The 20,998-nt window shown below is 40.3% G+C and carries 20 protein-coding genes; 19 read left to right on the top strand and 1 reads right to left on the bottom strand.

Annotated features, from left to right (window positions below; genetic code table 11):
• The first annotated feature begins 21 nt into the window (after nucleotides 1-21).
• The 14 genes from yceD (at nucleotide 22) to CW745_RS04030 (ending at nucleotide 12,478) form a co-directional block, all read left to right on the top strand.
• A complete protein-coding gene (gene yceD / locus CW745_RS04095) occupies nucleotides 22-546 on the top strand; it encodes a 23S rRNA accumulation protein YceD (RefSeq protein ID WP_101107246.1) in 525 nt (174 codons plus the stop codon).
• Nucleotides 547-564: 18 nt separating this feature from the next.
• Entirely contained in the window at nucleotides 565-738 is a 174-nt protein-coding gene (gene rpmF, locus CW745_RS04090; protein WP_015464635.1) for a 50S ribosomal protein L32, read from the top strand.
• A gap of 7 nt (nucleotides 739-745) precedes the next feature.
• A complete protein-coding gene (gene plsX, locus CW745_RS04085; RefSeq protein ID WP_101107245.1) occupies nucleotides 746-1,786 on the top strand; it encodes a phosphate acyltransferase PlsX in 1,041 nt (346 codons plus the stop codon).
• A complete protein-coding gene (locus tag CW745_RS04080) occupies nucleotides 1,779-2,738 on the top strand; it encodes a beta-ketoacyl-ACP synthase III (protein ID WP_101107244.1) in 960 nt (319 codons plus the stop codon). Before plsX ends, CW745_RS04080 begins: the two co-directional genes overlap by 8 nt.
• Nucleotides 2,739-2,802: 64 nt before the next feature.
• Complete coding sequence (gene fabD, locus CW745_RS04075; protein WP_101107243.1) at nucleotides 2,803-3,744, top strand: ACP S-malonyltransferase; 942 nt, start codon at nucleotides 2,803-2,805, stop codon at nucleotides 3,742-3,744.
• 1 nt (nucleotide 3,745) lies between these two features.
• Nucleotides 3,746-4,474, top strand: coding sequence for a 3-oxoacyl-ACP reductase FabG (gene fabG / locus CW745_RS04070; RefSeq protein ID WP_101107242.1), 729 nt, complete (start codon nucleotides 3,746-3,748; stop codon nucleotides 4,472-4,474).
• A gap of 270 nt (nucleotides 4,475-4,744) precedes the next feature.
• Nucleotides 4,745-4,978: an acyl carrier protein gene (gene acpP, locus CW745_RS04065; RefSeq protein WP_101107241.1), complete on the top strand. Its 234-nt coding sequence runs from the start codon at nucleotides 4,745-4,747 to the stop codon at nucleotides 4,976-4,978.
• A gap of 151 nt (nucleotides 4,979-5,129) precedes the next feature.
• The gene (gene fabF, locus CW745_RS04060) at nucleotides 5,130-6,371 is read left to right on the top strand and encodes a beta-ketoacyl-ACP synthase II (RefSeq protein ID WP_101107240.1); all 1,242 of its coding nucleotides are present in this window, start codon (nucleotides 5,130-5,132) and stop codon (nucleotides 6,369-6,371) included.
• A 74-nt stretch (nucleotides 6,372-6,445) separates the two neighbouring features.
• Nucleotides 6,446-7,267, top strand: coding sequence for an aminodeoxychorismate lyase (gene pabC / locus CW745_RS04055; RefSeq protein ID WP_101107239.1), 822 nt, complete (start codon nucleotides 6,446-6,448; stop codon nucleotides 7,265-7,267).
• Nucleotides 7,264-8,262, top strand: a complete 999-nt coding sequence (gene mltG / locus CW745_RS04050; RefSeq protein ID WP_101107238.1) for an endolytic transglycosylase MltG — start codon at nucleotides 7,264-7,266, stop codon at nucleotides 8,260-8,262. Before pabC ends, mltG begins: the two co-directional genes overlap by 4 nt.
• A gap of 1 nt (nucleotide 8,263) precedes the next feature.
• On the top strand, nucleotides 8,264-8,917 hold the full coding sequence (tmk, locus tag CW745_RS04045) for a dTMP kinase (RefSeq protein ID WP_202973153.1): 654 nt from the start codon (nucleotides 8,264-8,266) through the stop codon (nucleotides 8,915-8,917).
• A 3-nt stretch (nucleotides 8,918-8,920) separates the two neighbouring features.
• Nucleotides 8,921-9,946 carry a DNA polymerase III subunit delta' gene (gene holB / locus CW745_RS04040; protein WP_101107237.1) on the top strand — a complete coding sequence of 342 codons (1,026 nt, stop codon included), beginning with the start codon at nucleotides 8,921-8,923 and terminating at the stop codon, nucleotides 9,944-9,946.
• Nucleotides 9,940-10,731: a TatD family hydrolase gene (locus CW745_RS04035; RefSeq protein WP_101107236.1), complete on the top strand. Its 792-nt coding sequence runs from the start codon at nucleotides 9,940-9,942 to the stop codon at nucleotides 10,729-10,731. Before holB ends, CW745_RS04035 begins: the two co-directional genes overlap by 7 nt.
• Nucleotides 10,732-10,756: 25 nt before the next feature.
• Entirely contained in the window at nucleotides 10,757-12,478 is a 1,722-nt protein-coding gene (locus CW745_RS04030) for a NosD domain-containing protein (protein WP_101107235.1), read from the top strand.
• Between the two features lie 108 nt (nucleotides 12,479-12,586).
• On the opposite strand, the gene CW745_RS04025 is transcribed toward CW745_RS04030, so the two are convergent.
• Complete coding sequence (locus tag CW745_RS04025) at nucleotides 12,587-14,044, bottom strand: aminoacyl-histidine dipeptidase (protein ID WP_101107234.1); 1,458 nt, start codon at nucleotides 14,042-14,044, stop codon at nucleotides 12,587-12,589.
• A 649-nt stretch (nucleotides 14,045-14,693) separates the two neighbouring features.
• Here CW745_RS04025 and carA point away from each other — a divergent pair.
• From carA to CW745_RS04000, 5 genes are all read left to right on the top strand, one after another.
• A complete protein-coding gene (gene carA, locus CW745_RS04020) occupies nucleotides 14,694-15,842 on the top strand; it encodes a glutamine-hydrolyzing carbamoyl-phosphate synthase small subunit (RefSeq protein ID WP_202973152.1) in 1,149 nt (382 codons plus the stop codon).
• A gap of 41 nt (nucleotides 15,843-15,883) precedes the next feature.
• Nucleotides 15,884-19,114: a carbamoyl-phosphate synthase large subunit gene (carB, locus tag CW745_RS04015; protein WP_101107232.1), complete on the top strand. Its 3,231-nt coding sequence runs from the start codon at nucleotides 15,884-15,886 to the stop codon at nucleotides 19,112-19,114.
• A gap of 248 nt (nucleotides 19,115-19,362) precedes the next feature.
• Entirely contained in the window at nucleotides 19,363-19,869 is a 507-nt protein-coding gene (locus CW745_RS04010; protein ID WP_101107231.1) for a DUF3087 domain-containing protein, read from the top strand.
• Between the two features lie 42 nt (nucleotides 19,870-19,911).
• Nucleotides 19,912-20,238, top strand: a complete 327-nt coding sequence (locus CW745_RS04005) for a hypothetical protein (RefSeq protein WP_101107230.1) — start codon at nucleotides 19,912-19,914, stop codon at nucleotides 20,236-20,238.
• Between the two features lie 302 nt (nucleotides 20,239-20,540).
• The gene (locus CW745_RS04000) at nucleotides 20,541-20,978 is read left to right on the top strand and encodes a DUF411 domain-containing protein (RefSeq protein ID WP_101107229.1); all 438 of its coding nucleotides are present in this window, start codon (nucleotides 20,541-20,543) and stop codon (nucleotides 20,976-20,978) included.
• Nucleotides 20,979-20,998 lie beyond the last annotated feature (20 nt).

Genomic DNA, 20,998 nt, shown 5'->3' with positions numbered 1-20,998 from the left:
CAATCTATATCATTCGCGCCCATGCAAAAGGTTAAACTACCGATTAGCGTTGATCCGGTGCGCGCTGCTCAAAAAGGCACAGAATTAGAATCTATAATTCCGAAAGCTTTAATGAGAAGATTAGCGGAATCAACAATCAGTATTCAATCAGATATCAATACGCGATTTGTATTTGAAATTGATCGACAAAAGTTGAGAATTTTTCATGGCAAAGCGAGTGTTGCAGTAGAACTCATTTGTCAACGGTGCAATGAGCCTATGATTTATCAGTGCGAAGCTGAATTTACGTATTGTCCAGTTCATAATCAAGAACAGGAAAATAATTTACCAGACGTGTATGAACCCATTTATTATGATGAAAATGGGGAAGTTAATCTTCACGAAATCGTTGAAGATGAACTGATATTGACTCTACCTCAGATAGCGAAACACGCAATCGAAGATTGTGTTGAAAGTAAGTTTGAACTTACTTTTGGTGAGATTGATGAGGCAGAAGAACAACGTCCCAACCCATTTGATGCTTTAGCTCAACTAAAGCGCAAATAACAAGTAGGAATTTTAACAATGGCTGTACAAAAAAGTCGTAAAACTCGTTCAAAGCGTGGCATGCGTCGTTCACATGATGCACTAAGTGCTCCAGCTCAACTTACAGTTGACGCAACGTCTGGTGAAACTCATCGTCGTCATCACATGACTGCAGATGGTTTCTACAAAGGCAAAAAAGTAATCGAACTATAAGATTACCTTGCGTAACTATATTATTGCGCTTGATGCCATGGGGGGCGATCTCGGCCCCCATATTTCGCTCTTAGCAGCGAAACAAAAACTACAACAATACCCCACACTGTCACTGATAATTGTCGGCACACGTGAAAAGATAATTCCCTTATTAAAGCTACACAATCTCATTGATCACTCTCGGCTCTCTTTCGTGCACGCAGATAATGTGATTTCGATGGAAGATAATCCTGTTTATGTTTTGCGCCATGTTAGTCATTCCTCAATGCATGTTGCTTTGCAAATGGTTGCTGATGGTAAAGCTGATGCTTGCGTGAGTGCAGGAAATACCGGTGCATTGATGTTACTGGCCAAACAGGCATTAAAAACTATCTCAAGTGTTTCTAGGCCTGCGCTTGTTTCTGGCTTACCTAATAATTGTTCAGGGCTGACCTATCTGCTTGATTTAGGTGCCAACCTACAATGTGACAGTGATACACTGTTTAACTTTGCAGTGATGGGCAGTGTACTGTGTGAAAAGGTAGAGCAGATCGAAAAACCTAAAGTTGCTCTGCTGAATGTAGGTAAAGAAAATAATAAGGGTAGCGATATTATTAAGCGCTCGGCAACCCTACTTAGCGAAAGCAAATATATTAATTATGTTGGTTTTATTGAAGCTAACGAGTTATTTTCATGCCAAGCGGATGTCGTCGTCACAGATGGTTTTAGTGGTAATATCGCACTGAAAAGTTATGAAGGAATGGGGCGAGTTTTTCTAGAGCAGTTAGAGAAAGCGGTAAACTCTAACTTTTACAGTAAGTTACTAGGAAAATTATTAAGCCCAATATTAAAAAAGCAATTTAAACATTTGCATCCAGATATGTATAATGGCGCAAGTTTAATAGGGTTGCGCGGTATTGTCGTAAAAAGTCACGGTGGAGCCAATGAAATTGCATTTTCTTATGCAATTGAGCAGGCGATTAAAGAGATCCAGTGGCAGATCCCAAACAGTATTTCAAATCGGTTAGAAGCCGTTTTATTAGAGCGAGATTGTTTATCACATGAATAGCAAAATTATAGGTACGGGTAGCTATCTACCTGCTGCAGTGCGCAGTAATGATGATTTAGAGAAAATGGTCGACACCAGTGATGAATGGATCACCGTTCGTACTGGTATTAAAGAGCGTCGTATTGCTAATGCTGATGAAACTATCGCTTTTATGGGTAAAGAAGCTGGCTTAAATGCGTTACAAGCGGCTAACCTAACAGCACAGGATTTAGACTTAATTATTGTTGCAACAACGAGCAACCAAAATGCATTCCCGTCAGCTGCCTGTGAAGTACAAAACCTATTGGGTATTCATAATATCCCTGCCTTTGACGTTTCTGCCGCTTGTGCTGGTTTTACCTATGCATTGAGTGTTGCAGATAATTTTATTAAAGCGGGCAGTGCTAAAAATATTTTAGTGATCGGTGCAGATGCGCTAGCTGCAACTTGTGACCCAACGGATCGAAGCACGATAATCCTATTTGGTGATGGTGCGGGGGCCGTTGTTGTGACTGCAAGTGAAGATGAAGGTATTTTATCAACACATATTAATGCAGATGGTCGTTTTGGCGATTTGCTTAAATTGCCAAGTGTACAACGTGGTAATGCAGATTCTACAAATGAATCATACATGATCATGGCTGGTAACGAGGTGTTTAAGGTTGCTGTTAAAAAACTCAGTCAAGTAGTTGTAGAAACATTAGCTGCCAATAATATTGAAAAAGAGCAACTGGATTGGTTGGTGCCACATCAAGCTAATAAACGTATTATTGCAGCGACAGCAAAGAAATTAGGGATGTCGATGGATCAAGTCATTGTTACCCTTGAAGGGCATGGCAATACTTCAGCTGCATCGGTACCACTTGCTTTTGATGAAGGTGTTCGTTCAGGTAAAATTAAACCGGGACATCTTGTTTTATTAGAGGCATTTGGCGGTGGATTTACATGGGGCAGTGCCCTAGTCAGAATGTAGAAAAAAATTATATGCTTTTAAAACAGGAATTTATTCCTGTTTTTTCATTTTAGAGGAATAATCAATGTCAAATTTTACTTTTGCCTTTCCAGGTCAAGGCTCTCAAAGCGTTGCGATGTTAGCCGAGTTAGCGACTCAATACCCTGTTATACAAGACACGTTTAAAGAAGCAAGTGAAGTATTAGGTTACGATCTTTGGGCTTTGACACAAGATGGCCCTGCAGAAGCGTTAAACCAGACAGATAAAACACAACCGGCACTATTGACATCATCGGTGGCAATTTGGCGTGTTTGGCAAGAACTAGGTGGTGAAAAGCCTAGCGTAATTGCCGGCCATAGCTTGGGTGAATACTCAGCATTAGTTTGCGCGGGTGTTATCGACTTTAAAGATGCGGTCAAACTGGTTGAGCTTCGCGGTCAATTAATGCAACAAGCAGTACCTGCAGGTGTAGGGGCAATGTACGCAATTATTGGCCTTGCTGATGATAAAATTGCACTAGCTTGTGAGCAAGCAGCACAGGGTGAAGTAGTTTCTCCAGTTAACTATAATTCACCGGGCCAAGTTGTGATTGCAGGTAACAAAGATGCCGTTGAACGTGCAGGTGTATTATGTAAAGAAGCAGGTGCTAAACGTGCTTTACCGTTACCTGTGTCCGTACCATCTCACTGTGCATTGATGAAACCAGCTGCTGAAAAATTAGCTGTTGCATTAAGCGATATTACCTTTAATACCCCTCAAATTGCAGTGATTAATAACGTTGATGTGATTGCAGAAACTGAGACAGATAAAATTAAAGATGCATTAGTACGTCAATTATATTGCCCAGTCCGCTGGACAGGCATTATTGAAAAAATGGCTGAGCAAGGTATCAACCTTCAAGTAGAAGCTGGCCCTGGTAAAGTATTAAGTGGTTTAGTACGTCGTATCGATAAAAGCTTTACGGCGCAAGTAATTAACGATGTAGCAACACTAGAAAGTGCACTTGCTGCAGTGAAAGGAGAATAAAATGAAAGATCAAGTTGTATTAGTAACGGGCGCAAGCCGTGGTATCGGTCGTGCAATCGCAGAAAAATTTGTTGCACTAGGCGCAACTGTATTAGGTACTGCAACGAGTGAAGGTGGTGCTACCGCGATTAGTGAATACCTAGGTGAGTCAGGTAAAGGCTTCGTATTAAACGTAACAGATAATGATTCAATTACAGCACTATTTGATGCCGTTAAAAAAGAGTTTGGTAGCGTTGATGTATTAGTTAATAACGCAGGTATTACCCGCGATAACCTATTAATGCGCATGAAAGATGATGAGTGGAACGACATTATCGAAACAAACTTAACGCCTATCTTTAAGTTAAGCAAAGCAGCAATGCGCCCGATGATGAAAAAACGTGCTGGTCGTATCATTAATGTTGGCTCTGTTGTTGGAACGATGGGTAATGCTGGTCAAGCAAACTATGCAGCTGCAAAAGCGGGTGTTATTGGTTTCACTAAATCATTAGCACGTGAAGTTGCAAGCCGTGGTATTACAGTTAATACCGTAGCACCTGGTTTCATTGAAACAGATATGACTAAAGCGCTAAATGATGATCAACGTGCTGCTACATTAGCAAATGTACCCGCTGGTCGATTAGGTGATCCAAGTGAAATTGCAGCAACCGTTGCCTTTTTAGCATCTGAAGGTGCCGCATATATTACCGGTGAAACGATTCATGTTAATGGTGGTATGTACATGGTGTAAGTGTTTATGGTGGCCATAAACCTATGTAAGTTGGCCAGCATAATCGCTAAATGTTGTACATTTAAGCATCAATAAACATAGTTTGATGATTATGTCATCAAAAATAGTTTGAAGTTTAAGCTACAAAAATAAAAGCTTGGTTTTAATCAATTTATTGATTAAAATCTTGAAAAAACTGGTCTAACCAGTGATAGAATACTTGAATATTAAATGCGATAGCATAAACTACCGCCATTAACGCATTAGGCGTATTACCAAAGGAAAATAAAAATGAGCAATATCGAAGAACGCGTAAAAAACATCATCGTTGAGCAACTAGGTGTACAACTAGACGAAGTTGTAAACACAGCTTCTTTTGTTGACGATTTAGGTGCTGACTCTCTAGATACAGTTGAATTAGTAATGGCACTTGAAGAAGAATTCGATACTGAGATTCCTGACGAAGAAGCTGAAAAAATTACTACTGTTCAATCAGCAATTGATTACGTTGAAAACAACGGTTAATTATTAGTTCTTAAATGAATTAATAAATCGAAAGGCGGTCTATGACCGCCTTTTGTGTTTTTCTAACTCATCGTTTTTCAAAAAAAATGATAAGTTAGAAAAACAGTTTATAAAATAGTTAAGTTAAATAGTGTGCTTAGGAGAATTAAAAGTGTCAAAGCGTAGAGTTGTAATCACAGGTTTAGGTCTATTAACACCTGTTGGTAATTCAGTAGAAGCTTCATGGGAAGCTATTCAGGCAGGTAAGAGCGGCATAACAAACATTGAACATTTCGATACTGAAAAATTCGCATGTAAGTTTGCTGGCTTAATTAAAGACTTTAATGTTGAAGATTACATGCCCAAGAAAGAAGCGCGCAAAATGGATGCTTTTATTCAATACGGTATTGCTGCTGCTGACCAAGCGTTAAAAGATTGTGGTATCGAAGTGACAGAAGAAAATGCGGAACGCATTGGTGTTGCGATTGGCTCTGGTATTGGCGGTATCTCTACGATTGAGACTAATGTCGGTAATGTTGCTAAAAGTGGGCCACGTAAAATTAGCCCATTCTTTATTCCTGCAACGATCATCAATATGATCTCTGGCCACGTTTCAATTAATAACGGTCTTAAAGGTCCAAACATTGCCGTTACAACCGCGTGTACAACAGGTACACACAGTATCGGTTTAGGCGCTCGTATGATCCAATACGGCGATGCTGACATGATGATTGTGGGTGGCGCAGAAAAAGCATCAAGTGAATTAGGAATGGGTGGTTTCGCTGCCGCTCGTGCACTTTCAACACGTAATGATTCACCAGAAACGGCAAGTCGTCCTTGGGATGAGTCTCGTGACGGTTTTGTATTAGGTGATGGTGCGGGTGTGTTAGTACTTGAAGAGTACGAACATGCGGTTGCTCGTGGCGCTAAAATTTATGCTGAGTTTTCAGGCTTTGGTATGAGTGGTGATGCTTACCACATGACGTCACCACCAGAAAACGGTGCAGGCGCTGCATTATCAATGAAGAATGCTATCAAAGATGCAAAAATAGAAGCATCTGAAATTCAATACATTAATGCACATGGTACATCAACACCTGCTGGTGATATCGCTGAAACACAAGCGGTAAAAGGTATTTGGGGTGATGCAGCTAAAGATGTGATGATGAGTTCAACTAAATCGATGACGGGTCACCTTTTAGGTGCTGCCGGTGCGATTGAAGCGGTATTTAGTGTGCTTGCTCTGCGCGATCAACTTGCTCCACCGACGATCAACTTGGTCAACCCAAGTGAAGGTTGTGATTTAGACTACGTCGTTGATGGAAAAGCGCGTCCCGCTAACATCGAATACGCACTATCAAACTCATTTGGTTTTGGTGGAACGAACGGTACACTTATTTTTAAACGCATTTAGTTTTCAAGTAATTCTCGTTATAATAAAAACCCGACTTACAGGTCGGGTTTTTTTATGCCTAAAGAAAAGAGCTTATGTTAATTAATGGATTAAAAACAGATCAAATTGATGCCCTAGATCGTGGCTTAGCCTACGGTGATGGCCTTTTCTCGACCATTAAAGTTGAATATGGCGAAGTACAATTATGGCCGTATCATTTACAACGTCTGCAGCTTGGTGCACAGCGACTGTTTTTTCCAGAGGTTGACTGGACTTTACTCACGACTGAAGTGATGCAAATCGCCACTAATGTTAGTGATAAAGCATCACAAGTTATCAAAGTGATCCTCACTCGAGGTAGTGGTGGGCGAGGGTACAGCGCGGAAGGGTGTGATTCTCCATTACGTATTATCTTAACTTCGGCCTATCCTGAGTTTTATTCAGCCTGGCAAAAAGAGGGCATTGATATCATCCATTGCCAAACAACCTTATCGAGTAACAAACGACTCGCGGGTCTTAAAAGCTTAAATCGATTAGAACAAGTCTTGATTAAGCATGAGTTAGAGAGTCAACATGCGCTAGAAGGCATCGTTTGTGATGATAATGGGTATGTCATTGAAGGTTGCACAGCTAATCTGTTTATTCTTTTTTCAGCGGGCTGGTATACCCCAATTATTGATACGAGTGGAGTCGCGGGTGTACAACGTCGAAATATATTAACCTTGGCAGCACAAAGTGGCATAGCGGTTGGCGAACGAAAAATTCATAAAGATGAGCTAATGGGGGCGCGCGCTATCTGTTTGAGTAATGCGCTAATGGGCATTGTACCTGTAAAAAAATATCAACAACAGTTACTCAGTTTGAACGATTGTACTGAGTTACAATCTTTAATTGATCAAGGAGAAAATGAAAAGTGAGTTTTAAAAAAATAGCCAGTGCATTCTCGTTACTCTTCATTTTAGGGCTTGTAGCACTGTTCTTTGCTAAACAGCAGATAGATGATTACCTAACCTTTCCTCGAATCGATAAAACCCAGCTAATTACTGTTTCTGAAGGTAGTCATTATACGGGCCTTGGCGATGAGTTTTTAGCACAATCGATTGTAGCGGATCTACGATGGTGGAAAATAATTGGTAAATTGAGGCCTGAGTTAACTCAGATTCGATCAGGCACTTACCAAATAAAAGAGGGCGCGAGTCTTGAGGATATTTTGCTAATCATTAATACCGGTAAAGAGTTTCAGTTCAAGGTGACGTTTATCGAAGGTAGTACTTTTAAAGAGTGGCTTGCGATTATCGAAGAGGCTGAATATCTACAGCCTCTTCAGAAATCAGAGAAGGAGTTGCTTGATGAGTTAGGTATCCCACATGCTAAATTGGAAGGGCTACTGTTTCCTGAAACTTATCATTATCGTGCCAACATGAGCGCCTATAAAATAATCAAAAAAGCCTATCAACATCAACTCACAGTGCTGAATAAGCTATGGGATGAACGTGAAGCGGGCTTGCCTTATAAAACTCCCTATGAAGCTTTGATCATGGCTTCAATCATTGAAAAAGAGAGCGGCTTATCTGACGATCGCGATAAAATATCATCGGTGTTTGTTAACCGTTTACGTATCGGTATGCGTTTACAGACTGATCCTACCGTTATTTATGGTATGGGTGAACGTTATGATGGACGTATTCGCAGCAAAGACTTACGTGAGAAAACCGCTTACAATACTTATCGTATTGATGGTTTACCGCCTACTCCGATTGCAATGCCTAGCGAAGCTGCGCTTTATGCCACTTTACATCCGGCTAAAACGAAGTTTCTTTATTTCGTTAGTAAAGGTGATGGCACCTCTTACTTTTCAAAAAACTTGAAAGAGCATAATCGCGCCGTACAAAAATATATTTTAGGAAAGTAAAATGGCTGTTACCGATAAACTGGCAGGAAAATTTATTGTTATAGAGGGATTAGAGGGCGCTGGTAAAAGTACTGCAATCTCATATATCGCTAAATGGTTGGCGAAAAACAATATGCCAAGTGAGCAAATTACATATACCCGTGAACCCGGCGGTACTGAACTTGCGGAGAGAATACGCGACATTGTAAAAATGGACGTAGTTGGTGAAACTTTAAAGGACAAAGCGGAGTTACTGTTAATGTATGCTGCGCGAGTGCAGTTAGTTGAGCATGTTATTAAACCCGCACAAAATAACCAGCATGTGGTTATTGGCGATCGTCATAACTGGAGTTCGTTAGCCTATCAAGGCGGAGGACGTGGTATCGATTTACAATTAATTGAAGATATCAAGCAGGTTTCTTTGGGAGATTTTAAAGCCGATTTCACCCTATATTTAGATATTGATCCCGAGCTTGGGTTAAGTCGTGCGCGAGGTCGAGGGGAGCTAGATCGTATAGAGCGATTGGCTATCGATTTTTTTGAGCGTACCAGACAAGTGTTTCTTTCACTGACTAAAGCGGAAAAAAATGCTGTTACTATTGATGCCAGTGAAACACCTGAGTTAGTTGAAAAGGCGATTTTCAAACAGTTAGATAACTGGCTTGCAAGGCTATAATTAATGCTGATTGATAACCTAACACCTGTGAGTACGCCTTGGTTAACTCCTGTTTTTAATACTTTAGTGAAAAGTTTTCAATCAGGTCGTTTTGCGCATGGTTTACTTTTCACAGGTAATAGTGGCTTAGGTAAGTTCAAACTGGCACAACAAACGGCAAAATATTTACTTTGTAGTAATAAACAACACTCAGATGCCTGTGGAAAGTGCCATTCATGTCATCTGTTTGAAGCACATAATCACCTTGATTTTCATCTTTTACAAAGTGAATCCAATAAAGCAATCGGTATTGAGCAGGTACGTAATCTCATTGATGCGCTAAATGAACGCCCACACCTTGGTGATAATAAAGTGGTGGTGATCAAAGAAGCACAGCTACTGACAACTGCGGCCGCTAATGCGTTATTAAAAACACTCGAAGAACCACAGGGCAACAGTTATATTATTCTGCTTGCGCGAACCCATCATCAATTAATGCCAACACTCTATAGTCGTATCCAACATACCCATATCCATCCCCCTTCTGATGCAGAACTAGTAAACTGGCTTGCTTCACAACAGGTACAGGTTAGTGATAAAGGTGTTTTAACACAGTTTCAAAACTGCCCGTTATTGTTATTAAATTACCTTATTGCACTGCAAAATGGTGAAGCGCAAGATGAGCGGCGTCAGTGCGTTGAAGGCTTATTCGCGCTATTACATCAAGGCGAACGGCTATTTGAATTTAGCCAATTTATTGCCCAAAGTGTGGAATCGCGTTTGCAGTTACTGTTTTTCATGTTGCATGAGTTACACAAAATAAAATTAACCACACAACCATTAGATGAGCATGCGGTGTATGCCTTTGCATTGCCACAGTTACAAATTTGGAGTGAGCAACTTAGTTTAAAAAGCCTTCGCTTGCTGTGCAATGAAGTGTTAAAAGTACGTACTTTATTAGTCGAGCATAGTGGCTTGAAAAAAGAGCTTTTAATCTCATCGTTGCTAATAAAAATTAAAAATGAATTCAAGGAAAAGAGCGCATGTTAGTCGATTCACACTGCCATTTAGATCGTTTAGATTATAAGAAAAAACATAAAGACTTAAATGATGTGGTAAATAAAGCAAAATCGATGGGTATAGATTATTTGATGAGTGTTTGTGTCACTCTTGATGATTATCCTACCATGGCTGAGCTTATCAAAGGCCACGATGAAATTTTTAGTAGCTGCGGTGTTCATCCTTTATATTATGATGAAAAACGTCCCGATGATGTGCTTGATGAAGCGCTTTTGTTGGACTACGCAAGTAGTGATAAAGTGGTCGCAATCGGCGAAACAGGCTTAGATTTTTTCTATGCTGCAGAAACCAAAGAATGGCAAATTGATTGTTTTCGTAAACAGATCCGGGTTGCTAAAAAACTTAATAAGCCACTTATTATTCATACGCGTGATGCACGCCAAGAAACCTTAGATATTCTTCGCGAAGAGGGCGCTGAGCAAGTCGGCGGAGTATTACATTGCTTTACCGAATCGCTTGAAATGGCAGAGGCGGCCATGGAGATGGGCTTTTATATTTCCGTGTCGGGCATTGTTACCTTTAAAAATGCGAAAGAGTTGCAAGAGGTGATTACCGCTATACCACTTGAACGTTTATTAGTTGAAACCGACGCACCTTATTTAGCACCTGTGCCACATCGTGGTCAAGAGAATGAGCCCGCGTTCACCTATGATGTTGCCAAATTTGTTGCGCAGTTAAAGGGAGTCAGTTTGGAAGAGGTCGCGCAAGTTACCACGAAAAACTTTTTTGATCTTTTCCAATTTGCTAAACGCTAAAGCTGTAGCCTAAATCGGAGTGAATATGTCACAATTAATCAAATTAGTGGGCATATTTGCCCTCCTCTTTTTTATCTCTTTTTCCTATGCGCAACCTCGCTCTGTGCAAGCGCTTATTGAACGCTTTCAGCTCCCCGCCTTTGAGAAAATTGTATTTGTCGATAAACGCATTAATGCTTCCTGTGACAACTATGATCCCAAAACACGTCGTTGTGGTAATGGTCAATATCAACTCTTTACTACTTTAAAGCAGGCAACGCAGCAGGCGACTGCAGGAACTCTTTTTTTCATTCGTGAAGGCGATTATCAAGAGCCACTGCACATTATCCATTCGGGGCGTGATAACAGTTACATCGGTTTCGTTGCTTATCAAGGCGAAAAGGTACGTTTATTAAATACAAATTCAGTGGATAAAGCTCAGCAGTATGGGCCTCTATGGATTGATCAAAGCGATTACAACCTGATCAGTGGTCTCGAAGTCAGTGGCTCGGTGGGCTTTGGCCGGTTGCTTAATTCGCATCATAATATTATTCATGATGCGCAGTTTATAGAGTCTAGCCTTTGGAACGAAGGCCGAGGAAAAAGTAAACGTGGCGGTTTGTATATCGCATTTAGCCACTTTAATAAAATAACAGATAGCTATTTTTATAAAGGTACCGACAGTTTAGCCTTGGTGCATTCCGATCATAACCTGATTGAAAATAATCGCATGGACCTAGCAGGACACGATATCTGGAATATAAAATGTGGCAATTACAATGTTATTCGAGGTAATGAGTTTAGTAATAAGCAACAAAAAATAGGATCGGTATTTGACTGTGAAGCTGCTACCATGTCATGGCATGGAAATGGCACTTTTGCCCAAGCCGATGCCGTGCTTGATAGAACGCGTCATAATATTATCGAGCATAATCTATTTCATGATGCAGTACGCTATTATTCGGCTAGTGGCGGTAATGGTATTCAGTATGCAGGGCAAACAGGGATCATCCGTTTTAATCAATTCTATCGTACTAATGTCGGAATCGGTATTACTTCTTATCCTAGCGAAGCATTATACAACTACGATAATCGTATTTATCACAATACTTTTTATAATAATTGGTGTGTGGGTATTGGTGTTGGTAAAGAGATAAAAATACAACGGGGTAACGAAATTGTGAATAATATCCTGTGGAATAATCAAGGTGTCAGTCGTAAAAGTTGCACTGATAAAAATGCCAAGCAGTTATTGTTCAGTAAAAAGTTTGGTAACAATTGGTTTTTTAATAACAACATCGGCAGTGTTTTGGGCGAGCAGGTGATCGGAGTTTGGGGCGATGATAAGCATTATTCGATTTATGATTATGAGGGCAGTTATTTAGCCGTGCAATTTGATCAAAATATTGCCAAAGATCCGCTTTTTGAAAGTGTTGAGAATGACAACTTTCAATTAACAAAAAACAGCCCAATGGTTGATGCTGGCACATTTTTAACCACCATCACTAGTAAAAGTGGTCAAGGCAAGCTGTTGCAGGTAAAAGATGCTCGATTTTTTTCAGCAGGGCATGATATTAAAGGGCTTGCTGGCGATGTAATAGAGATTAAAAGAGGCAATCAACTAGCCACTATTGTACAGATTGATTACGTCACACATTCATTGATTTTAGATAGGGTGGTTAATTGGCAAGAGGGGGATTCACTGTCTCTATCTTATCAAGGCAAAGCACCGGATTTGGGGGCTCTTGAATACGGTGTGGTGCGATAATAGCAATATAATTCAAAAGATGAGCGCTGTTACTTGTTAACATTCACTCCAATTAAAGAGCTGTTTTGAGCGGAGTGAATGTTTATATTGTCAATATTAGGACTTAAATCAGTCTAGCGCCTTGAGTGTCGTAGTCAGTAATTTCCAGTATTTATCAACGGTTGCTATTTCAACTTTCTCATCAGGGCTATGTGGGAATTTAATCGTTGGTCCAACAGAAATCATATCCCAGTCCGGGTAGTTATCGCTAAATAAACCACACTCTAAACCTGCATGAATAACCATAGTTTTTGGTTTTTCAGAGAACAGTGCAATGTATTGTGCTTCCATCACCTTGTAAATTGCAGACTCAGGATTAGGTGTCCAACCTGGATAATTACCATCTTGGCGAACAACAGCTGCAAACTGTTCAAAGTGAGCCTGTATCTCATTCGCTTGTTGTAATTTTTCTTGCTCTACCTGCGAGCGAATTAAAACCTGAATTTGGAAGTTTAGGTTGTTATCGGTTGTCTGTGTGATCACACCAATATTGCTAGAGGTTTGCACAACATCAGAGAAGTTACTATCCATGTTGAAAACACCATTTTTACAATTGAGAATACTACTTAATAAAGCCGTTTGGCTATCGTGAGTAAGAATGGATTGTGGTAAATCGGTTGTTTTTACGCTGAGTGTCAGGTTTTCTTCAATATCTTGATACTTCGCTGCAATTGTTACTTGTAACGTATTGATCAATAACTCTAAACTATTTTGATACTGTGGATCACAGACGATGACCGCTTTTGCTTCACGTGGAATTGCATTACGTAAGCTACCCCCCTCAAAACGCGAGATAAAAAACGGTACACCATCGATATTATCTAATACACCGGCGAGCTCTTTAATCGCATTCGCGCGACCAAGATTAATATCACAGCCAGAATGACCACCTTTGAGGCCGGTTAGACTAATTTCATAGGCTGCACAATCCACTTCTGGTTCCATTTTTTCGTAGGGCAGATCAACATTAACATTAATCCCTCCCGCACAACCCACATATAACTCACCCTCTTGCTCTGAGTCGGTGTTAATTAAAATACGGCCTTTTAACGCTCCCGCTTGCAAACCAAATGCACCCGTCATACCTGTTTCTTCATCGGTCGTTAATAACACTTCTAAAGGACCATGTTGCAAACTGTTATCAGCAAGTACTGCTAAACAACTTGCCATACCGATACCATTGTCGGCGCCTAGTGTCGTATTATCGGCATGCAACCATTCGCCTTTTACGATAGGTGTGATCGGGTCGGTTAAAAAGTCATGCGAGCTATCACTGTTTTTTTGAGGCACCATATCAAGATGCGCCTGCAAGATAACCGGCGTTTTCTCTTCATAACCGCTTGAAGCTGGTTTGGTTAAAATGAGGTTACCTATTTCATCTTGTGTACAATTAATGCTTTTTTCTGCTGCCCATTTTGTTACCCAATCAACGAGTTGTTGTTCATGTTTAGAAGGATGAGGGATAGAGCAGATAGTTGAAAAATACGACCAGATTGGATTGCTAGATGTTGCGAGTAAATTTTGCATAGTAAACCTTTAGTTAGGAAAATAACCGTACTTTTGTTCAGTGTTTAGCGCGGATAACTTACTGTATGATTCGCAAAATTGATTTAGATCAAAAAATATTATTAACCAATTAAGGAATCTACCGTGTCAGAAGAAAACTTTAAAGACCCATACTCAGTTAGTCACTTTCTAGGCCTAATTGTTGCGTTGCTTTTACCCACTATACCTGCAACATTAACGCTTTTCAAAGTGCTTTCATAAACCCGTTTTACACTCACAAATAAACTCAAATGGCTAATTTAATTAGCCATTTTTTGCTTTTACTCTTTCTTTTTTATTATTTCACTATTTATTTCTCTAAAAACATAAAATTGATTGGTTAATTGTGCGGAAGATCTATAAACTATCGCGAATTTGCCAAAATTTATGAACTTTTGGCGGAAAATTATACCAATCTGTATAATATTTTGGTCAGGGCTTGCGAAGAAAAAATGATAAAAAGCAAGGGCATGATTGAGTAATAGCGGAGCTATTGCGATTGAATGCAACGCAGGTATTTATTATTTTGATCAGCTAGACAGACCAGATACTTATAAAGATTGGTATTGGATAATTATTCCGCCAAGGCATCATAAAATAGCATCGTACAAATTATTTTATTGTTTTCTTCATGGAGGTTATCTTGAGTCATTCGGCCATACTGGTATTGGAAGATGGAACTATTTTTGAAGGTGTCTCAATAGGCGCCGAAGGAAGTTCTGTTGGTGAAGTTGTTTTTAACACGTCGATGACGGGTTACCAAGAAATTCTTACCGATCCTTCTTACGCACGCCAAATTGTTACACTTACTTACCCTCACATCGGAAACACAGGAACAAATGATGAAGATGAAGAATCTACTTCTATTCATGCCTGTGGTTTAGTTATCCGAGATCTACCGCTTCTTGCAAGCAACTTCCGTAACCAAGCATCTTTAAGCGATTACCTAAAAGCACGTAACGTGGTTGGTATTGCAGATATTGATACGCGTAAACTGACACGAATTTTACGTGAAAAAGGCGCACAAGCTGGGTGTGTTATTGCTGGCGAAAATATCGATGCAGAGAGCGCGCTTGCACAAGCTAAAGCATTTCCTGGCCTAAAAGGCATGGATTTAGCAAAAGAAGTAACAACGGCTGAGTCATTTGTATGGTCACAGGGTAGTTGGACATTAACAGGTGGTTTGCCAGAAGCGAAAGCAGATGCTAAATACCACGTTGTTGCTTACGACTACGGTGTTAAGCGTAACATTCTTCGTATGTTAGCTGACCGCGATTGTAAACTAACGGTAGTACCTGCTCAAACGCCAGCTAGCGAAGTGTTAGCAATGAACCCAGATGGTATCTTCTTATCAAATGGTCCTGGTGATCCAGAGCCATGTACCTATGCAATCGAAGCGATTCAAGAGATTTTAAAAACGGATATTCCAGTATTTGGTATCTGTTTAGGTCACCAATTATTAGCACTCGCAAGTGGCGCTAAAACAGTGAAAATGAAATTTGGTCATCACGGTGCCAACCACCCAGTGAAAGATTTAGATCGTAATGTAGTGATGATCACCAGCCAAAACCATGGTTTTGCTGCTGATGAAACAACATTACCTGCAAACTTACGTGCAACGCATGTATCACTGTTTGATGGTTCTCTACAAGGTATTCATCGTACTGATAAAGCTGCATTTAGTTTCCAAGGGCACCCAGAAGCAAGTCCGGGGCCACATGATGCTGCGCCACTATTTGATCACTTCATTGAATTGATTGAACAGTACAAAAACGCTTAGTTAATCAGACATATAGAATACATAGAGAAAGGTAATTTCAGATGCCAAAACGTAATGACTTAAAAACCATCCTAATTATTGGTGCGGGGCCGATTGTTATCGGTCAAGCCTGTGAGTTTGACTACTCAGGCGCACAAGCTTGTAAAGCGTTAAAAGAGGAAGGTTACCGTGTTGTATTGGTTAACTCTAACCCTGCAACAATTATGACTGACCCTGAGATGGCTGATGCAACGTACATCGAGCCAATTCATTGGGAAGTTGTAGAAAAAATTATCGCTAAAGAGCGCCCATGTGCAGTATTACCCACCATGGGGGGCCAAACGGCACTTAACTGTGCATTAGAGCTTGAAGAGAAAGGCGTACTAGCTAAATACAATGTTGAAATGATCGGTGCAACTGCTGATGCCATTGACAAAGCAGAAGATCGTAGCCGTTTTGACGCAGCCATGAAAAGCATTGGTCTTGAGTGTCCACGTGCAGGTATTGCGCACTCAATGGATGAAGCTTATGAAGTATTAGATATGGTTGGCTTCCCTTGTATTATTCGTCCATCGTTTACGATGGGTGGTACAGGTGGTGGTATTGCATATAACAAAGAAGAGTTTGATGATATCTGTTCAAACGGTCTTGACCTTTCACCAACAAGCGAGTTATTGATTGATGAATCTTTAATTGGTTGGAAAGAGTACGAGATGGAAGTGGTTCGTGATAAAAACGACAACTGTATCATTGTTTGTGCGATTGAAAACTTTGACCCAATGGGCATCCACACGGGTGACTCAATCACTGTTGCACCAGCACAAACATTAACTGATAAAGAATATCAGCTAATGCGTAATGCTTCATTAGCAGTACTGCGTGAGATTGGTGTTGAAACAGGTGGTTCAAACGTACAGTTTGGTATTAACCCGGCTGATGGCCGTATGGTATTAATCGAGATGAACCCACGTGTATCTCGTTCATCTGCATTAGCGTCTAAAGCAACGGGCTTCCCGATTGCTAAGATTGCTGCAAAACTAGCGATTGGTTACACACTTGATGAGTTACAAAATGATATTACTGGTGGTAAAACTCCTGCGTCATTTGAGCCAACAATCGATTACGTTGTAACAAAAATTCCACGTTTTAACTTCGAAAAATTTGCTAACTCAAATGACCGTTTAACGACACAGATGAAATCGGTTGGTGAAGTGATGGCGATTGGTCGTAACCAACAAGAATCACTTCAAAAAGCATTAAGAGGCTTAGAAGTTGGTGCTGATGGTTTCAGCCCAATGGTTGATTTGAACGATGCTGACGCAAAAGAGAAGGTTTTATACGAATTACGTGAAGCGGGTGCTGAGCGAATTTGGTACATCGGTGATGCATTCCGTTTAGGAATGAGCATGGAAGAGATTCATGCAATCACAATGATCGATAACTGGTTCCTTGTACAAATCGAAGACCTTATCCTTGAAGAGAAAAAAGTGGCAGAGGGTGGTTTACGCGGTCTTGATGAAGCTGTTCTTAAGCGTCTTAAGCGTAAAGGTTTTGCCGATAGCCGCATCGCAGATGTGGTTGGTGTGACTGAAACTGAAATTCGTAAGTTACGTGAAAAATTTAACTTACACCCGGTTTACAAACGTGTAGATACCTGTGCTGCTGAATTTTCATCTGATACAGCTTACATGTACTCATCTTACGATGAAGAGTGTGAAGCTAACCCAACTGATAATGATAAAATCATGATCATTGGTGGTGGTCCTAACCGTATCGGTCAAGGTATTGAATTCGATTACTGTTGTGTACACGCTGCAATGGCAATGCGTGCAGACGGTTATGAAACGATCATGGTTAACTGTAACCCAGAAACGGTTTCTACCGATTACGATACCTCAGATCGTTTATACTTCGAATCAATTACTCTTGAAGATGTACTTGAAATCGTGCGTGTTGAAAAACCAAAAGGCGTGATTGTTCAATACGGTGGTCAAACGCCACTTAAATTAGCGCGTGCACTTGAAGCTGCTGGTGTGCCAATTATTGGTACTTCACCTGAAGCGATTGACCGTGCAGAAGACCGTGAGCGTTTCCAACAAGTGGTTGAGCGTTTAGGTCTTAAACAGCCAGAAAACGACACAGTAACTACACTTGAGCAAGCCGTTGAATCAGCAAAACGTATCGGTTATCCGTTAGTGGTACGTCCATCTTATGTATTGGGTGGTCGCGCAATGGAAATCGTATACGATGAAGTTGATTTACGTCGTTACTTCAAAGAAGCGGTAAGCGTTTCGAATGAATCTCCTGTCCTACTTGATCGTTTCCTTGATGACGCGGTTGAAGTTGATATCGATGCAATCTGTGACGGTACTGATGTAATTATCGGCGGTATCATGGAGCATATCGAACAAGCGGGTGTTCACTCTGGTGACTCAGCATGTTCTCTTCCTGCATACACATTAAATGCAGAGATCCAAGATGAGATGCGTGGTTACATCAAAGCGTTAGCACTTGAGCTAGGTGTAGTTGGTCTGATGAATACACAGCTTGCAGTAAAAGATAACGAAGTTTACATGATCGAAGTAAACCCTCGTGCTGCACGTACAGTACCATTTGTATCAAAAGCAACGGGTGTACCGATTGCTAAAATTGGTGCAAGTGTCATGGCGGGTAAAACGCTGAAAGAGTTAGGCGTAACAAAAGAAGTTATTCCACCATACTACAGCGTTAAAGAAGTTGTACTTCCGTTTAACAAATTCCCAGGTTCTGATCCGATCTTAGGTCCAGAAATGCGTTCAACGGGTGAGGTAATGGGTGCGGGTAACACCTTTGCTGAAGCCTATGCGAAAGCGGAGTTAGGTTCGACGAAAGAAGTGCCTTCAATTGGTCGTGCATTAGTTTCTGTTCGTAACAGCGATAAGAAACGTGTTGCTAAGTTAGCTAAAAACCTGCTTGATTTAGGTTACGAAATTGATGCGACACACGGTACGATGATTATTTTACAGGAAGCGGGCATTAACGCGCGTCTTGTGAATAAAGTACACGAAGGTCGTCCACATATCCTTGACCGTATTAAAAACTCTGAGTACAGCTACATTGTTAATACTACGGAAGGGCGTGTTGCGATTGAAGATTCGCGTCAACTACGTCGTGCAGCACTGCGTTACAAAGTAAACTACACAACGACTCTAAACGGTTCACTAGCGACTTGTCAGGCACATACTGCTGACCCAACAGCTGATGAAGCAACCGTTAACTCTGTACAAGAGTTACATAAGCGCATTGTAGGTTAGTTATTAGTCAGCTAATAACTTAAACGAATAGTGAAGGCTACCTGAGCAATTAGGTAGCCTTTTTTATTATACCAAATCCACTAAATAACGGCTCAATCTTATTGGTTAAAGAAGCTATTTCAGCGTTAAAAATTTCGTAAAGGGAACAACCATTTACATCAATTTTCGCCTTGAACTAACTACTTTTTCCTGCGTAATATTTGATCACTATATTAGCTGAATTGGTATTACATTTTTAAAGGAATATTATGTTACTTATCGATATTGATAAAAGCCGTTACCGTCGTCATTTCAATATTGTCATGATTGCTTGTATCATTTTTTTAGTCGTGAGCAGTCTCGCGATAGCGCAGTTGTTGATCTATCTCTTTCCCGCGCAGGAGGGCACTCATTTCCATTGGAATCTATTGGGCGTGATCGTCAGTGTATTGATAGCAGGTACAGTCATCAAAGCCAATAAAGAACACCCTTTTTTAGTGGAAGTTCTTTATGTATGGAAATTAAAACAGGCGCTAAATCTTGTTGCGAGAAAAATTACTAAAATACAACAGGCAGCACAAATGGGAGATAGTAATGCCATGCTAGCCTTGCAGTTTAGCTATAGTGGCTCACGTCAGCTTTGGTCATTAGATGATAATACGATCACTCTTTCGCAGCTTGAAAAGTCACAGCGCGAGCTTGATGCATTATTAGTTAAATACGACGTTAGCTTAGATCTCAAAAACTATCATAGCGAGTTATTAAAATCTTTTTGAAGGATTGACCTTTACCTAGGGGGATAGCGTAGTGTTAACAGTATGAAAATTTTACTGACACTATTCTCCTTTTGGATGTTTCTTTTTTCTCCTGCAATGATGGCGGTTAACTTAACCCCCTCCACTGGTATGGCAGAGCATCATATGGGGAGTAAAACAGAATCGACTAAACAGCCATGTTTAGACGAAAAACAGTGTATAGCACTGTCACTGCAATGTTGTGCTAATGGTGCGCCGAGCTTTTACTTTTTACCAAAAATAACAAATGTTAGCCATTTTTCTTCCTATCAACTCAACGCTTATAGCGATATAAGTTTATCCCCACGACCTGCTGTTAACCTGCGTCGATTCCGACCTCCTATTGTTTAACTATATTTATAGCAACTTTCGCCTAAATTAATACCAAATCCATTAAATAACTGATCATTTTTACTGGTTAAAAGGAGCTATCTCTGCGTTAAAAGTTTTGCAAATAGAACAACTATTTACTGTAACTTTCGCCTTGTGCTACCTCCTTTTTCCTACGTAAAATTTGAACACTATATTAGTGGAATTGGTATTAGTCATTTTTCCTGTGCGATTATAGAGCACTTTGTAAATCCCGTTGCTATGAATTCGATTGCTATTATTAATCTATATTTCTAAACAATTACCATTTATTGGAGTCTTCGATGAGAAAATTACACACTTTATTTTTAACCCTTACTTTTTTTACTGGTGCCGCATTTGCGACGGATTTAACGATGTATAAATCACCCTACTGTGGCTGTTGTACCGCTTGGGCTGAACAGGTACAGGAAGCTGGATTTAACGTGATTATTGTTGAGCAAGAAAACAACATTGCGCTGCGTAAAAAGCATGGCATTACTGCTGAACTGACATCATGTCATACCGCAGTGGTGGAAGGTTATGCGCTTGAAGGACATGTTCCTGTAAAAGATATCAAGCGTTTATTACGTAATAAGCCTGTGCTTGCTGGTCTTGCAGTGCCAGGAATGCCAGCTTCTTCACCAGGGATGGATATTCCTGGGAATACAGACCCTTATCAAGTAATTGCTTTCGATAAAGAGGGCAATCAACATGTTTTTAATCAATATCATATGAAATAAGGTTGGTAAAAAAAATAATG

Origin of the sequence: Psychromonas sp. psych-6C06 (genome assembly GCF_002835465.1) — a bacterium.
Lineage (GTDB): Bacteria > Pseudomonadota > Gammaproteobacteria > Enterobacterales > Psychromonadaceae > Psychromonas.
The sequence above is the reverse complement of the archived record's forward strand: the minus strand, read 5'-3'. Positions and strand labels throughout refer to the sequence as shown.

Coding starts and splice junctions, on each gene's coding strand:
- yceD (WP_101107246.1), top strand. CDS start 22: ATGCAAAAGGTTAAACTACCGATTAGCGTTGATCCGGTGCGCGCTGCT.
- rpmF (WP_015464635.1), top strand. CDS start 565: ATGGCTGTACAAAAAAGTCGTAAAACTCGTTCAAAGCGTGGCATGCGT.
- CW745_RS04080 (WP_101107244.1), top strand. CDS start 1,779: ATGAATAGCAAAATTATAGGTACGGGTAGCTATCTACCTGCTGCAGTG.
- fabD (WP_101107243.1), top strand. CDS start 2,803: ATGTCAAATTTTACTTTTGCCTTTCCAGGTCAAGGCTCTCAAAGCGTT.
- fabG (WP_101107242.1), top strand. CDS start 3,746: ATGAAAGATCAAGTTGTATTAGTAACGGGCGCAAGCCGTGGTATCGGT.
- acpP (WP_101107241.1), top strand. CDS start 4,745: ATGAGCAATATCGAAGAACGCGTAAAAAACATCATCGTTGAGCAACTA.
- pabC (WP_101107239.1), top strand. CDS start 6,446: ATGTTAATTAATGGATTAAAAACAGATCAAATTGATGCCCTAGATCGT.
- tmk (WP_202973153.1), top strand. CDS start 8,264: ATGGCTGTTACCGATAAACTGGCAGGAAAATTTATTGTTATAGAGGGA.
- holB (WP_101107237.1), top strand. CDS start 8,921: ATGCTGATTGATAACCTAACACCTGTGAGTACGCCTTGGTTAACTCCT.
- CW745_RS04035 (WP_101107236.1), top strand. CDS start 9,940: ATGTTAGTCGATTCACACTGCCATTTAGATCGTTTAGATTATAAGAAA.
- CW745_RS04030 (WP_101107235.1), top strand. CDS start 10,757: ATGTCACAATTAATCAAATTAGTGGGCATATTTGCCCTCCTCTTTTTT.
- CW745_RS04025 (WP_101107234.1), bottom strand. CDS start 14,044: ATGCAAAATTTACTCGCAACATCTAGCAATCCAATCTGGTCGTATTTT.
- carA (WP_202973152.1), top strand. CDS start 14,694: ATGGAGGTTATCTTGAGTCATTCGGCCATACTGGTATTGGAAGATGGA.
- carB (WP_101107232.1), top strand. CDS start 15,884: ATGCCAAAACGTAATGACTTAAAAACCATCCTAATTATTGGTGCGGGG.
- CW745_RS04010 (WP_101107231.1), top strand. CDS start 19,363: ATGTTACTTATCGATATTGATAAAAGCCGTTACCGTCGTCATTTCAAT.
- CW745_RS04005 (WP_101107230.1), top strand. CDS start 19,912: ATGAAAATTTTACTGACACTATTCTCCTTTTGGATGTTTCTTTTTTCT.
- CW745_RS04000 (WP_101107229.1), top strand. CDS start 20,541: ATGAGAAAATTACACACTTTATTTTTAACCCTTACTTTTTTTACTGGT.